The sequence below is a fragment of the Streptomyces sp. CRN 30 genome (genome assembly GCF_034105845.1).
In genome coordinates this window covers 1-14,599 of sequence record NZ_JAVRHI010000253.1, presented here as the reverse complement: position 1 = coordinate 14,599, position 14,599 = coordinate 1, and the positions used below count along the sequence as shown (strand labels likewise).

Annotated in this window: 13 protein-coding genes and 1 pseudogene; 13 read left to right on the top strand and 1 reads right to left on the bottom strand. The window is 71.5% G+C overall.

The window, feature by feature from the left end:
* From UW392_RS26540 to nusB, 4 genes are all read left to right on the top strand, one after another.
* A partial coding sequence (locus UW392_RS26540) for an AAA family ATPase (protein WP_414496703.1) occupies nucleotides 1-863 on the top strand: 863 nt, incomplete at its 5' end.
* A gap of 157 nt (nucleotides 864-1,020) precedes the next feature.
* Entirely contained in the window at nucleotides 1,021-2,127 is a 1,107-nt protein-coding gene (locus UW392_RS26535; RefSeq protein WP_320777650.1) for an aminopeptidase P family protein, read from the top strand.
* Nucleotides 2,128-2,173: 46 nt separating this feature from the next.
* Nucleotides 2,174-2,740, top strand: coding sequence for an elongation factor P (efp, locus tag UW392_RS26530; protein ID WP_320777649.1), 567 nt, complete (start codon nucleotides 2,174-2,176; stop codon nucleotides 2,738-2,740).
* A 2-nt stretch (nucleotides 2,741-2,742) separates the two neighbouring features.
* Nucleotides 2,743-3,171: a transcription antitermination factor NusB gene (gene nusB / locus UW392_RS26525; RefSeq protein WP_320777648.1), complete on the top strand. Its 429-nt coding sequence runs from the start codon at nucleotides 2,743-2,745 to the stop codon at nucleotides 3,169-3,171.
* Between the two features lie 163 nt (nucleotides 3,172-3,334).
* Here nusB and bldD read toward each other — a convergent pair whose 3' ends face one another.
* Nucleotides 3,335-3,838 (bottom strand): transcriptional regulator BldD, encoded by a 504-nt coding sequence (gene bldD, locus UW392_RS26520; protein WP_320777647.1) that lies wholly within the window; start codon nucleotides 3,836-3,838, stop codon nucleotides 3,335-3,337.
* Nucleotides 3,839-4,081: 243 nt separating this feature from the next.
* Between bldD and pyrR the strand changes: the two genes are divergently transcribed.
* The 9 genes and pseudogenes from pyrR to UW392_RS26475 form a co-directional block, all read left to right on the top strand.
* Nucleotides 4,082-4,648 (top strand): bifunctional pyr operon transcriptional regulator/uracil phosphoribosyltransferase PyrR, encoded by a 567-nt coding sequence (pyrR, locus tag UW392_RS26515; protein WP_320777646.1) that lies wholly within the window; start codon nucleotides 4,082-4,084, stop codon nucleotides 4,646-4,648.
* 143 nt (nucleotides 4,649-4,791) lie between these two features.
* Nucleotides 4,792-5,826, top strand: a complete 1,035-nt coding sequence (locus UW392_RS26510; protein ID WP_320777645.1) for an aspartate carbamoyltransferase catalytic subunit — start codon at nucleotides 4,792-4,794, stop codon at nucleotides 5,824-5,826.
* Between the two features lie 5 nt (nucleotides 5,827-5,831).
* Entirely contained in the window at nucleotides 5,832-7,118 is a 1,287-nt protein-coding gene (locus UW392_RS26505; protein ID WP_320777644.1) for a dihydroorotase, read from the top strand.
* Complete coding sequence (locus UW392_RS26500; RefSeq protein ID WP_320777643.1) at nucleotides 7,115-7,732, top strand: hypothetical protein; 618 nt, start codon at nucleotides 7,115-7,117, stop codon at nucleotides 7,730-7,732. Before UW392_RS26505 ends, UW392_RS26500 begins: the two co-directional genes overlap by 4 nt.
* Entirely contained in the window at nucleotides 7,729-8,871 is a 1,143-nt protein-coding gene (gene carA, locus UW392_RS26495; protein WP_320777642.1) for a glutamine-hydrolyzing carbamoyl-phosphate synthase small subunit, read from the top strand. Before UW392_RS26500 ends, carA begins: the two co-directional genes overlap by 4 nt.
* Nucleotides 8,864-12,172 (top strand): carbamoyl-phosphate synthase large subunit, encoded by a 3,309-nt coding sequence (gene carB / locus UW392_RS26490; RefSeq protein WP_320777641.1) that lies wholly within the window; start codon nucleotides 8,864-8,866, stop codon nucleotides 12,170-12,172. Before carA ends, carB begins: the two co-directional genes overlap by 8 nt.
* Before the next feature lie 80 nt (nucleotides 12,173-12,252).
* Nucleotides 12,253-13,359 carry a quinone-dependent dihydroorotate dehydrogenase gene (locus UW392_RS26485; RefSeq protein ID WP_320777640.1) on the top strand — a complete coding sequence of 369 codons (1,107 nt, stop codon included), beginning with the start codon at nucleotides 12,253-12,255 and terminating at the stop codon, nucleotides 13,357-13,359.
* Nucleotides 13,356-14,201: an orotidine-5'-phosphate decarboxylase gene (gene pyrF, locus UW392_RS26480; protein ID WP_320777639.1), complete on the top strand. Its 846-nt coding sequence runs from the start codon at nucleotides 13,356-13,358 to the stop codon at nucleotides 14,199-14,201. Before UW392_RS26485 ends, pyrF begins: the two co-directional genes overlap by 4 nt.
* A gap of 323 nt (nucleotides 14,202-14,524) precedes the next feature.
* A pseudogene (locus UW392_RS26475) lies at nucleotides 14,525-14,599 on the top strand (nucleoid-associated protein); the annotation flags it as partial.

The following is a 14,599-nucleotide window of genomic DNA, read 5'->3' as shown; positions in this document are numbered from 1 at the left end:
TCGCCGGTGCGCCGGTCCCGCCGCCCGGCGCCCCGCAGGTGCCGCCGGGCCAGGCCCCGCCCCACCAGCAGCCCGCGCACCAGCCCTCCGCGCACCAGCCTCCACCGCACCAGCCCCCGGGGCACCAGGCTCCACCGCATCCGCATCCGCATCCGCACCCGCATCAAGGCCCGCCCCACCAGGCGGCGCCCCACCACGGGTCCATGCCGCCGGCCCGGGACACCACCGGGCACGTGCGGCTCCCGCCGGGCGGCCCCGTCGGCGTGCCGAGCGCACCGCCCGCGTCGGGAGTGCCCGACGCGACCACCACCACGCTCGCGGTCCTGCTCATCGGCCCGGCGGGCGCGGGCAAGACGAGCGTCGCCAAGTACTGGGCGGACCACCGCCGCGTCCCGACGGCCCACATCAGCCTGGACGACGTACGGGAGTGGGTGCGCTCGGGCTTCGCCGACCCGCAGACCGGGTGGAACGACAACAGCGAGGCGCAGTATCGTCTCGCCCGCCGCACCTGCGGCTTCGCCGCCCGCAACTTCCTGGCCAACGGCATCTCCTGCATCCTCGACGACGCCGTCTTCCCCGACCGCCCGGTCATCGGGCTCGGTGGCTGGAAACGGCACGTCGGCCCGGGGCTGCTGCCGGTCGTGCTGCTGCCCGGTCTGGAGATCGTGCTGGAGCGCAACGCCGAGCGCTCGGGCAACCGCCGCCTCAGCGACGAGGAGGTCGCCCGCATCCACGGCCGGATGGCCGGCTGGTACGGCTCCGGGCTCCCGATCATCGACAACTCCCAGCTGGACGTCCCCGCGACGGCCCGCGTCCTGGACGAGGTCCTGGCCCGCTCCATCGCCAGCCCGCCGAACTGGTAGCGGCGCCCGGCCCGGCAGGGCACGCTGCCGTCCGTACGTACGACGGGGGAGAACAGCCGTCTGTGTGCCGCTCCCCGGCGCAGCCCGTACGGATGACCCACCGCCCGTCCGGCCCACCGGACCGGCGGTTTCCGGCCACCGCTCATAGGCTCGGCCCATGTCAGAGGTGTACGGGACCCGCCGGGCCCGGCTTCGGGAGCACTGCAACGCGGGCGGCAGTGCGACGGCGCTCGTCACCCGCCCGGCCAATGTGCGCTACCTCGCGGGAACGGCGCCCCGGGACGCCGTCCTCCTGCTGGGCGTGGACGAGGACCTGCTGCTGTGCCGGGACGCCCCCGGCGAGCGGCCCGAGGACGGGCGGCCCGACGAGATCCTGCGCGTGCGGCACCTGCCCGGCCCGGGAGGGGACCCCGCGGTCGCCGCAGCCGATCTCGCGCTGGCCCGGGGGGCCGAGTCGCTCGCCGTCGAGGAGCACCACCTCACCGTCGCCCGGCACCGTGCCCTGCGGCAGGTGGCCCCCCGGCTGCGCCTGACCGATCTCGGCGGCGCGGTCGAGCAGCTGCGCGTGGTCAAGGACGAGGAGGAGATCTCCTGTCTGCGGATCGGGGCGGAGATCACCGACCAGGCGCTGGCGGAGCTGCTGGAGTCGATCCTCGTCGGCCGCACCGAACGCCACCTCGCCCTGGAGCTGGAGCGCCGTCTCGTCGACCACGGCGCCGACAGCCCGGCCTTCACGACCTCCGTCGCCACCGGTCCGCACGCGGGCCGCCGTGGTCACCGCCCCACCGACCGGCGGGTCGAGGAGGGCGACTTCCTCTCCGTCTGCCTGGGCGCCGCCTACCGCGGCTACCGCTGCGAGATCGGCCGCACCTTCGTGATCGGCACCTCTCCCGCCGACTGGCAGATCGAGCTGTACGACCTGGTCTTCGCCGCCCAGCGGGCCGGCCGGCAGGCCCTCGCGCCCGGTGTCACCCACCGGGACGTGGACCGCGCGGCCCGGCAGGTCCTGGACTCGGCCGGGTACGCGGAGGGACTGCCGCCGCTCATGGGCCACGGGGTGGGACTCGAAATCGTCGAGGACCCTCAATTGGCTCCGACGGCCATGGGTAAACTGGACGCTTGCGTGCCGGTCACCGTCGAACCGGGGGTCCACCTCCCGGGCCGGGGCGGTGTCCGGATCGATGACACGCTCGTCGTCCGCCCCGAGGCGGACGGCGGACCCGAGCTACTCACCATCACGACCAAGGAGCTGCTCGCGCTGTAGCGCGTGTCTTCCGGTCGTCCACGTCAGTCCAGGAGATTCCGCAACCGTGGCTTCCACGAACGACCTCAAGAACGGCCTGGTGCTCAAGCTCGAAGGCGGCCAGCTCTGGTCCGTCGTCGAGTTCCAGCACGTCAAGCCCGGCAAGGGCCCGGCCTTCGTGCGCACCAAGCTGAAGAACGTGCTGTCCGGCAAGGTCGTCGACAAGACCTTCAACGCCGGCGTCAAGGTCGAAACGGCCACCGTCGACAAGCGCGACATGCAGTTCTCCTACATGGACGGCGACTACTTCGTCTTCATGGACATGGAGACGTACGACCAGCTGCACGTCGACCGCAAGGCCGTCGGCGACGCCGCCAACTTCCTGATCGAGGGCTTCACGGCCACCGTCGCGCAGCACGAGGGCGAGGTGCTCTTCGTCGAGCTGCCCGCCGCCGTCGAGCTCGTCATCCAGGAGACCGAGCCGGGCGTCCAGGGCGACCGCTCCACCGGTGGCACCAAGCCCGCCACGCTGGAGACCGGCCACCAGATCCAGGTGCCGCTCTTCATCACCACCGGTGAGAAGATCAAGGTCGACACCCGCACGAGCGACTACCTCGGCCGGGTGAACAGCTAACCGTGGCTGCCCGTAACACGGCCCGCAAGCGCGCCTTCCAGATCCTCTTCGAGGGCGACCAGCGCCAGGCCGACGTCCTGACGGTCCTCGCGGACTGGATGCGGCACGCCCGGTCGGACACCCGGCAGCCGCCGGTGAGCGAGTACACGATGCAGCTGGTCGAGGGGTACGCCGAGCGCGCGGAGCGCATCGACGAGCTCATCGCCCAGTACGCCGTCGGCTGGACGCTCGACAGGATGCCGGTCGTCGACCGCAACATCCTGCGTCTGGGCGCCTACGAACTGATCTGGGTGGACGAGACGCCCGACGCCGTCGTCCTGGACGAGATGGTGCAGCTGGCCAAGGAGTTCTCGACGGACGAGTCGCCCTCGTTCGTGAACGGGCTGCTGGGGCGGCTGAAGGACCTGAAGCCGTCCTTGCGCCGCGAGTAGTTCCCGGCCCCGTGCCCCTGGAACGGCGGAGGGCCCGCAGCACGAGAGTTGCTGCGGGCCCTCCGCCGTTCCAGGGGCACACGCGAACCGCCGGGGCTACCGGAACCCCTCGGTTCCCGCAACCCCGGCGGCACGTTTCTGCTGGGTCCGTCCGCGGAGCGGCTCAGACCTCCTCGTGGGAGGCGACGGCGCGGCGGGCGTCCGCGTCCAGGACGCCCCAGCTGATCAGCTGCTCGGTGAGGACCGAGGGCGACTGGTCGTAGATGACGGCGAGGGTGCGCAGGTCGTCCTGGCGGATCGACAGCACCTTGCCGTTGTAGTCGCCGCGCTGCGACTGGATCGTCGCCGCGTACCGCTGCAGGGGGCCCGCCTTCTCGGCCGGCACGTGGGCCAGGCGCTCCAGGTCCAGGACGAGCTTCGGCGGCGGCTCGGCGGCCCCGCCGGGGGTGGTGCCCGGCAGCAGCTCCTGCACCGGCACCCCGTAGAAGTCCGCCAGCTCGGCAAGGCGCTGCACGGTCACGGCGCGGTCGCCGCGCTCGTACGAACCGACCACGACCGCCTTCCACCGTCCCTGGGACTTCTCCTCGACACCGTGGAGGGAAAGGCCCTGCTGGGTGCGGATGGCCCGGAGCTTGGCCCCGAGCTGTTTGGCGTATTCGCTGGACATATAGCTCCCGGACACTGTGTCATCGTGCGGCGACGCCGCGCGGCTGGTGACTCACTGTGAGGTTACGCAGCGTGACTCTTCCCCGTCAAGCCGAATGGTCCGGACCGACTCTTCCGTGGTAACCGCTGTCTGTTGGCCCAGGGGGGTGATCAGGGCGGTTGTTCGACCCTGCTACCGTGGATGGCGCAATTCCGACGTCCTTTAAGGTCCGTCCCGTGAGGCGGAGAAGGAGGTCCGTTTCGTATGGACAAGCTGGACACGCAGGCATCCGGTGCGCGGCCCGTTCTCGAGGGCCCCGACATCGCGCGGGTACTGACCCGCATCGCCCACGAGATCGTCGAGCGCGCCAAGGGCGCCGACGACGTGGTGCTCCTCGGCATCCCGACCCGGGGCGTCTTCCTCGCCCGCCGGCTCGCCGCCAAGCTGGAGCAGATCACCGAGCGGGAGATCCCGGTGGGCTCGCTCGACATCACCATGTACCGCGACGACCTGCGCATGCAGCCGCCGCGCGCGCTGGCCCGCACCGAGATCCCCGGTGACGGCCTGGACGGCCGGCTCGTCGTCCTCGTCGACGACGTGCTCTTCTCGGGCCGCACCATCCGCGCCGCCCTCGACGCGCTGAACGACCTGGGGCGCCCGCGCGCCGTGCAGCTCGCCGTCCTCGTCGACCGCGGCCACCGCGAACTGCCCATCCGCGCCGACTACGTCGGCAAGAACCTCCCCACCTCGCTGCGGGAGACGGTCAAGGTCCAGCTCTCCGAGGAGGACGGCCGCGACACCGTCCTGCTCGGTGCCAAGCCGGCCCCGTAAGGACGCGCAGCGCCCGCACCGCGGCGTACCGGCGTGATCGACGCCGTACGACCGTCCGGTGCGCCCGCGCGCCCGTCCGCCCGGCCGTGCCCCCGCGGCGGGGCCTCGCCTCCTGAACCGAAACGCCCCACGGAGCCTGAAAGATGCAGCGTCATCTCATCTCGGCCGCCGACCTCACCCGTGACGACGCCGTCCTGATCCTCGACACCGCCGAGGAGATGGCCCGGGTCGCCGACCGGCCGATCAAGAAACTGCCGACCCTGCGCGGCCGCACCGTCGTCAACCTCTTCTTCGAGGACTCGACCCGCACCCGGATCTCCTTCGAGGCCGCCGAGAAGCGGCTGTCCGCGGACGTCATCAACTTCACCGCCAAGGGATCGAGCGTGTCCAAGGGCGAGTCCCTGAAGGACACCGCCCAGACCCTGGAGGCCATGGGCGTCGACGCCGTGGTCATCCGGCACGGCGCCTCCGGGGCCCCGTACCGCCTGGCCAACTCCGGCTGGATCGACGCGGCCGTGATCAACGCCGGTGACGGCACCCACCAGCACCCCACCCAGGCGCTCCTCGACGCCTTCACCATGCGGCGCCGCCTCGTCGGCCGGGACACCGGCCTCGGCCGGGACCTCGCGGGCCGGCGCATCACCCTCGTCGGTGACGTGCTGCACAGCCGCGTGGCCCGCTCCAACGTCGACCTGCTGCACACCCTCGGCGCCGAGGTCACCCTCGTCGCCCCGCCCACCCTGATCCCGGTCGGCGCGAGCGCCTGGCCCTGCGAGATCTCGTACGACCTCGACGCCGTGCTGCCCAAGTCGGACGCGGTGATGATGCTGCGCGTCCAGCGGGAGCGCATGAACGCGGCGTTCTTCCCGACCGAGCGCGAGTACTCCCGGCGCTACGGCCTCGACGGCGAGCGCATGGCGCGGATGCCCGAGCACGCGATCGTGATGCACCCCGGGCCGATGGTCCGCGGCATGGAGATCACCGCCGAGGTCGCCGACTCCGACCGCTGCACGGTCGTCGAGCAGGTCGCCAACGGCGTCTCCATCCGTATGGCAGTCCTGTACCTGCTGCTGGGCGGCAACGAGCCCGCCGTCACCCATTCCCGCCCGCCCGTCTCCCACCACCACCCTTCCGACGAGCGCTCCGCGCACACCTTTTCTGGCACCGAGGAGAAGTAGAAGAGATGAGCAAGACCCTGATCCGTGGTGCGAAGGTGCTCGGCGGCGAGCCGCAGGACGTGCTGATCGACGGCGGAACCATCGAGGCCGTGGGTACGGACCTGTCCGCCGAGGGCGCGGAGGTCGTCGAGGCCGGCGGCAAGGTCCTCCTGCCGGGCCTGGTCGACCTGCACACCCACCTGCGCGAGCCGGGCCGCGAGGACTCCGAGACCGTGCTGACCGGTACGCGGGCGGCGGCCTCCGGCGGGTACACCGCCGTGTTCGCCATGGCCAACACCTTCCCGGTCGCCGACACCGCCGGTGTCGTCGAGCAGGTCTGGCGGCTCGGCCAGGAGTCGGGCTACTGCGACGTCCAGCCCATCGGTGCCGTCACCGTCGGCCTGGAGGGCAGGAAGCTCGCCGAGCTCGGTGCCATGCACGAGTCCGCGGCCGGCGTCACCGTCTTCTCCGACGACGGCAAGTGCGTGGACGACGCCGTGATCATGCGCCGCGCGCTCGAGTACGTGAAGGCCTTCGGCGGTGTCGTCGCCCAGCACGCGCAGGAGCCACGGCTGACCGAGGGCGCCCAGATGAACGAGGGCGTCGTCTCCGCGGAGCTGGGTCTCGGGGGCTGGCCCGCGGTGGCCGAGGAGTCGATCATCGCGCGGGACGTGCTGCTCGCCGAGCACGTCGGCTCCCGCGTGCACATCTGCCACCTGTCGACCGCCGGGTCCGTGGAGATCGTGCGCTGGGCCAAGTCCCGCTCCATCGCCGTCACCGCCGAGGTCACCCCGCACCACCTGCTCCTCACGGACGAGCTGGTGCGGTCGTACGACCCGATCTACAAGGTCAACCCGCCGCTGCGCACCGAGCGCGACGTCATGGCCCTGCGCGAGGCCCTCGCCGACGGCACGATCGACATCGTGGCCACCGACCACGCCCCGCACCCGCACGAGGACAAGGACTGCGAGTGGGCCGCGGCCGCCATGGGGATGGTCGGCCTGGAGACCGCGTTGTCAGTGGTCCAGGAGACCATGGTGGACACGGGTCTGCTGGACTGGGCCGGCGTCGCCGACCGCATGTCCGCCACACCCGCACGCATCGGACAGGCCTCCGGCCACGGCCGTCCCGTCTCGGCTGGTGAGCCCGCCAACCTCACCCTGGTCGACACGGCATACCGTGGAACGGTGGACCCCGCGGGCTTCGCCTCGCGCAGCCGCAACACCCCGTACGAGGGCCGTGAGCTGCCGGGCCGTGTCACGCACACCTGGCTCCGGGGCAAGGCCACGCTCGTCGACGGGAAGCTCACGTGACATCTCTGATTTCGTCGGCCGCCGCAGAGGCAGCCGTACTCGCCGCCGAACAGAAGTCGGCCGAAGTGACCGACTGGGCCGCCCGCATCGGCTGGCTCGTGGGCCTCGCCCTGTTCGTCGCCCTCGTCTACTGGCTGATGCGCGAGGGCTGGAAGTGGCGCGGCACCCTCCAGGGCGACCTGCCGGAGCTGCCCGGGACCCCCCAGGCCCCGGGCGAGGCGAAACTGCAGCTGAGCGGCCGCTACCACGGCTCCACCACCGCCGGGCAGTGGCTGGACCGGATCGTGGCCCACGGCCTGGGCACCCGCAGCCGTGTCGAGCTCACGCTGACGGACGCGGGGATCGACGTCGTACGCCCCGGAGCGGCCGACTTCTTCATCCCGGTGGCCGCGCTGCGCGAGGCCCGGCTCGACAAGGGCATCGCCGGCAAGGTCCTCACCGAGGGCGGTCTGCTGGTCGTCACGTGGGAGCACGGCGGCAAGCCGATCGACTCCGGGTTCCGCTCCGACCACGCGGCCGAGCACAACGAATGGGTCGAGACCCTCAACCGGATGATCGAGAACACCGAAAACACCGAGAAGACCGGGCAGAAGGAAACGGAAGGCGCACGATGACGACCTCCACCAGGGGAGTCGCGAAGACTCCCGCCGTACTCGTCCTGGAGGACGGCCGGATCTTCCGCGGCCGTGCCTACGGGGCCGTGGGGGAGACCTTCGGCGAGGCGGTCTTCTCCACCGGCATGACCGGCTACCAGGAGACCCTCACCGACCCCTCGTACCGCCGCCAGGTCGTCGTGATGACCGCCCCGCACGTCGGCAACACCGGCGTCAACGACGAGGACCCCGAGAGCAAGCGGATCTGGGTCGCGGGCTACGTCGTCCGCGACCCCGCGCGCGTGCCCTCCAGCTGGCGCCACCGGCGCACCCTGGACGACGAGCTCGCAGCCCAGGGCGTCGTCGGCATCTCCGGCATCGACACCCGCGCCCTCACCCGGCACCTGCGCGAGCGCGGCGCCATGCGCGTCGGCATCTTCAGCGGGGACGCCGTCCGGGACGACGCCACGCTGCTGGCGCGCGTCCAGGAGGCCCCCGAGATGAAGGGCGCGAGCCTCTACGAGGAGGTCACCACCGAGGAGGCGTACGTCGTCCCCGCGGTCGGCGAGAAGCGGTTCACCGTCGCGGCCGTGGACCTCGGCATCAAGGGCATGACCCCGCACCGCATGGCCGAGCGCGGCATCGAGGTGCACGTGCTGCCCGCCACCGCCACGCTGGAGGACATCTACGCGGCCGGCCCGGACGGCGTGTTCTTCTCCAACGGTCCGGGCGACCCGTCCACCGCCGACCACCCGGTCGCCCTGATGCAGGGCGTGCTGGAGCGCGGCACCCCGCTGTTCGGCATCTGCTTCGGCAACCAGCTGCTCGGGCGCGCCCTCGGCTTCGGCACCTACAAGCTGAAGTACGGCCACCGCGGCATCAACCAGCCGGTGCAGGACCGCACGACCGGCAAGGTCGAGGTCACCGCGCACAACCACGGCTTCGCCGTCGACGCCCCGCTCGACCAGGTGTCCGACACCCCCTTCGGCCGCGCCGAGGTCTCCCACGTCTGCCTCAACGACGACGTGGTGGAGGGGCTCCAGCTCCTCGACAAGCCGGCCTTCAGCGTCCAGTACCACCCCGAAGCGGCCGCCGGCCCGCACGACGCCGCCTACCTGTTCGACCGCTTCGTCTCCCTGATGGAGGACCAGCGTGCCTAAGCGCACCGATATCCAGTCCGTCCTGGTCATCGGCTCCGGTCCGATCGTCATCGGCCAGGCCGCGGAGTTCGACTACTCCGGCACCCAGGCCTGCCGCGTGCTCAAGGCCGAGGGCCTGCGCGTCATCCTGGTCAACTCCAACCCGGCGACGATCATGACCGACCCGGAGATCGCCGACGCCACGTACGTCGAGCCGATCACCCCGGAGTTCGTCGAGAAGATCATCGCCAAGGAGCGCCCCGACGCGCTGCTGCCCACCCTGGGCGGCCAGACGGCCCTCAACACGGCCATCTCGCTGCACGACGCGGGCACCCTCGAGAAGTACGGCGTCGAGCTGATCGGCGCCAACGTCGAGGCGATCAACAAGGGCGAGGACCGCGACCTCTTCAAGGGCGTCGTGGAGGAGGTCCGCAAGAAGATCGGGCACGGCGAGTCCGCCCGCTCCGTGATCTGCCACTCCATGGACGACGTGCTGAAGGGCGTGGACACGCTCGGCGGCTACCCCGTCGTCGTCCGCCCCTCCTTCACCATGGGCGGCGCCGGCTCCGGCTTCGCCCACGACGAGGAGGAGCTGCGCCGCATCGCGGGCCAGGGCCTCACGCTCTCCCCGACCACCGAGGTGCTCCTGGAGGAGTCCATCCTCGGCTGGAAGGAGTACGAGCTGGAGCTGATGCGCGACAGACACGACAACGTCGTGGTCGTCTGCTCCATCGAGAACTTCGACCCGATGGGCGTCCACACCGGCGACTCGATCACGGTCGCGCCCGCGATGACGCTCACCGACCGCGAGTACCAGGTCCTGCGCGACGTCGGCATCGCGATCATCCGCGAGGTCGGCGTCGACACCGGCGGCTGCAACATCCAGTTCGCGGTGGACCCCGAGGACGGCCGGGTCATCGTCATCGAGATGAACCCCCGTGTCTCCCGGTCCTCGGCCCTCGCCTCCAAGGCGACCGGCTTCCCCATCGCCAAGATCGCCGCGAAGCTGGCCGTCGGCTACACGCTCGACGAGATCCCCAACGACATCACCGAGCAGACCCCGGCCTCCTTCGAGCCGACGCTCGACTACGTGGTCGTGAAGGCCCCGCGCTTCGCCTTCGAGAAGTTCCCGTCGGCGGACTCGACCCTGACGACCACCATGAAGTCGGTCGGCGAGGCCATGGCCATCGGCCGCAACTTCACCGAGGCGCTGCAGAAGGCGCTGCGGTCGCTGGAGAAGAAGGGCAGCCAGTTCACCTTCGTCGGCGAGCCCGGCGACAAGGGCGAGCTGCTCCGGGAGGCCGTCCGTCCGACCGACGGCCGCATCAACTCCGTCATGCAGGCCATCCGCGCGGGCGCCACGCCCGAGGAGGTCTTCGAGTCGACGAAGATCGACCCGTGGTTCGTCGACCAGCTCTTTCTGATCAAGGAGCTCGCGGATGAGCTGGCCGGGGCGCCGGAGCTGACGCCCGAGCTGCTGGCCGAGGCCAAGCGGCACGGCTTCTCCGACCAGCAGATCGGTGAGATCCGCGGCCTGCGCGAGGACGTCGTCCGCGAGGTCCGGCACGCCCTCGGGGTCCGCCCGGTCTACAAGACGGTCGACACCTGCGCCGCCGAGTTCGCCGCGCGGACGCCGTACTTCTACTCCTCGTACGACGAGGAGACCGAGGTGGCGAAGCGCGAGAAGCCGGCCGTCATCATCCTGGGCTCGGGTCCGAACCGCATCGGCCAGGGCATCGAGTTCGACTACTCCTGCGTCCACGCCTCCTTCGCGCTGAGCGACGCGGGCTACGAGACCGTGATGGTCAACTGCAACCCCGAGACGGTCTCCACGGACTACGACACCTCCGACCGCCTGTACTTCGAGCCGCTCACGCTCGAGGACGTGCTGGAGATCGTCCACGCGGAGTCGCTCGCCGGCCCGATCGCGGGCGTCGTCGTCCAGCTTGGCGGCCAGACCCCGCTCGGCCTGTCGCAGGCGCTCAAGGACAACGGCGTCCCCGTCGTGGGCACGCCCCCCGAGGCCATCCACGCGGCCGAGGACCGGGGCGCCTTCGGCCGGGTGCTCGCCGAGGCCGGGCTGCCGGCCCCCAAGCACGGCACCGCCACCACCTTCACCGAGGCCAAGGCCATCGCCGACGAGATCGGCTACCCGGTCCTCGTCCGCCCGTCGTACGTGCTCGGCGGCCGCGGCATGGAGATCGTGTACGACGAGGCGCGCCTTGAGTCGTACATCGCCGAGTCGACCGAGATTAGCCCCTCCCGGCCGGTCCTCGTCGACCGGTTCCTGGACGACGCCATAGAGATCGACGTCGACGCCCTGTACGACGGCGAGGAGCTCTACCTCGGCGGCGTGATGGAGCACATCGAGGAGGCCGGCATCCACTCCGGCGACTCGGCGTGCGCCCTGCCCCCGATCACGCTCGGCGGGTTCGACATCAAGCGCCTGCGCGCCTCCACCGAGGCCATCGCCAAGGGCGTCGGCGTGCGCGGCCTGATCAACATCCAGTTCGCGCTGGCGGGCGACATCCTCTACGTCCTGGAGGCCAACCCGCGCGCCTCCCGCACCGTCCCCTTCACCTCGAAGGCGACCGCGGTGCCGCTCGCCAAGGCCGCCGCCCGCATCTCGCTGGGTGCGACCGTCGCCGAGCTGCGCGCCGAGGGTCTGCTCCCGGCGAACGGCGACGGCGGCACCCTGCCGCTGGACGCGCCGATCTCCGTCAAGGAGGCCGTCATGCCGTGGTCGCGCTTCCGCGACATCCACGGCCGCGGCGTCGACACGGTCCTCGGCCCGGAGATGCGCTCCACCGGCGAGGTCATGGGCATAGATTCCGTCTTCGGCACGGCGTACGCCAAGTCGCAGGCCGGGGCGTACGGGCCGTTGCCGACCAAGGGCCGGGCGTTCATCTCGGTCGCCAACCGCGACAAGCGCTCGATGATCTTCCCGGCGCGTGAGCTGGTCGCCCACGGCTTCGAGCTGCTCGCCACGTCCGGCACGGCCGAGGTGCTCCGCCGCAACGGCATCAACGCCACGGTCGTCCGCAAGCAGTCCGAGGGCACCGGCCCGAACGGCGAGAAGACGATCGTCCAGCACATCCACGACGGCGAGGTCGACCTCATCGTCAACACCCCGTACGGCACCGGCGGCCGCCTCGACGGCTACGAGATCCGTACGGCGGCCGTGGCGCGGGCCGTACCCTGCCTGACCACGGTCCAGGCGCTCGCGGCGGCGGTGCAGGGCATCGACGCGCTCCACCACGGAGGGGTGGGCGTCCGCTCCCTCCAGGAACACGCAGAACGCCTGACGGCGGCCCGCGACTGACCGCACCAGCCCCGAGGGGGACACCGGAAACGGTGTCCCCCTCTTCATGAGGACACTCAGGACACTACGGGTACTTCGACATGTACGAATTCTTCTTCCGGCTGTTCTTCTCCCGCATGGACCCGGAGGCCGCGCACCACCTGGCGTTCCGCTGGATCCGGCTGGCCGCCCGCGTCCCCGTGCTCCGCACGTACCTCGCGGCCCTGCTCGCCCCCCGCCACGAGGAGCTGCGCACCGAGGCGCTCGGGCTGCGCATGCACGGCCCGTTCGGTCTCGCGGCCGGCTTCGACAAGAACGCGGTCGGTGTCGACGGCCTGGCCATGCTCGGCTTCGACCACGTGGAGATCGGCACGGTCACCGGCGAGCCGCAGCCCGGCAACCCCGAGCAGCGGCTCTTCCGCCTGCTGCCCGACCGGGCACTGATCAACCGCATGGGCTTCAACAACGAGGGCTCGGCGGCCGTCGCCGCACGCCTGGGCGCCCGCAACCCGGTCTTCCGGACCACGGTCGGCGTGAACATCGGCAAGACCAAGGCGGTTTCCGAGACGGAGGCCGTCGCCGACTACGTGAAGTCGGCCGAGCGGCTCGCCCCGTACGCCGACTACCTCGTCGTCAACGTCTCGTCGCCCAACACGCCCGGCCTGCGGAACCTCCAGGCGGTGGACCACCTGCGGCCCCTGCTCACGGCCGTCCGCGAGGCAGCCGACCGCACGGCGACCCGCCGCCGGGTGCCGCTCCTGGTGAAGATCGCCCCCGACCTCGCCGACGAGGACGTCGACGCGGTCGCCGACCTGGCCGTGGAACTCGGCCTGGACGGCATCATCGCCACCAACACCACCATCGCCCGCGAGGGCCTCGGCCTGGCATCCGACCCGGCCGTGATCCACGAGACCGGCGGCCTCTCGGGCGCGCCCCTGAAGGCACGCTCCCTGGAGGTGCTCCGCCGCCTCTACGCGCGCGTGGGCGACCGGATCACCCTCGTCGGCGTCGGCGGCATCGAGAACGCCGAGGACGCCTGGCAGCGCATCCTGGCCGGCGCCACCCTCGTGCAGGGCTACAGCGCCTTCGTGTACGAGGGTCCCTTCTGGGCCCGCGCGATCCACAAGGGGCTCGCCGCACGCCTGCGGACCAGCCCGTACGCCACCCTCGCCGACGCGGTCGGCGCAGACGTCAGGACAGCGGCATGAGCACGGTGGAACCCTTCGGCGCCCGGCTGCGCCGCGCCATGGACGAGCGCGGCCCGCTCTGCGTCGGCATCGACCCGCACGCCTCCCTCCTCGCCGACTGGGGCCTGAACGACGACGTCGCGGGCCTGGAGCGGTTCAGCCGCACCGTCGTCGAGGCGCTCGCCGACCGCGTGGCCGTGCTGAAGCCGCAGAGCGCGTTCTTCGAGCGCTTCGGCTCGCGCGGGATCGCCGTCCTGGAGAAGTCCGTCGCCGAGGCGCGGGCCGCCGGCGCCCTGGTCCTGATGGACGCCAAGCGCGGCGACATCGGCTCGACCATGGCCGCGTACGCGGAGACCTTCCTGCACCGGGACGCGCCGCTGTTCTCGGACGCGCTCACCGTGTCGCCCTACCTCGGCTACGGCTCGCTGCGCCCGGCCGTGGACCTGGCCCGCGAGAACGGGGCCGGTCTGTTCGTGCTGGCGCTGACCTCCAACCCCGAGGGCCGCGAGGTGCAGCACGCGGTGCGCGAGGACGGGCGGACGGTCGGCGCGACGATGCTGGCCCGGCTGGCCGCCGAGAACGCCGGCGCGGAGCCCCTGGGCTCCTTCGGCGCGGTCGTCGGGGCGACGCTGGGCGACCTCACCTCGTACGACCTGGAGATCAACGGGCCGCTGCTGGCACCCGGGATCGGCGCCCAGGGGGCCACCCCGGCGGATCTGCCCGGGGTGTTCGGCGCGGCGGTACGGCACGTGGTGCCGAACGTCAGCCGGGGGGTCCTGCGCAACGGACCGGACGCTTCCGCGCTGCGCGCGTCCGCGGAGCGCTTCGCGGCGGAGATCGCCGTCGCGGCGGCCTCCGGCTGAACAGCTCTCAGGTGTCCGGCCGGGGCTCCGTTCAAACCTCCGATGAGTGGCTATCGGACGTGCCGAGTCTGAATACACCCGCAAATCCAGGGCGTTATGCCGGTTATGTCCGACTCCATGGAGGCTGACCAGGACTTTTCCGCTGTTCTCGCTGACTCTGGCGGACTTGGCCGCTAGTCTCCGACGAGTGGGGGCACCTCCCACGCCCCTCGAGGCAGTGGGGGGCGGCGGGCGAGCGTGTTGCTCGTGGCTCCCCAGGTGTGGGGCGACTAGGTTCCTCACCGGTCCGTATCCGACAGTTCGACATCCGAGGTGACGTAGGCGTGGCTCTTCCGCCCCTTACCCCTGAACAGCGCGCAGCCGCGCTCGAAAAGGCCGCCGCGGCTCGCCGGGAGCGG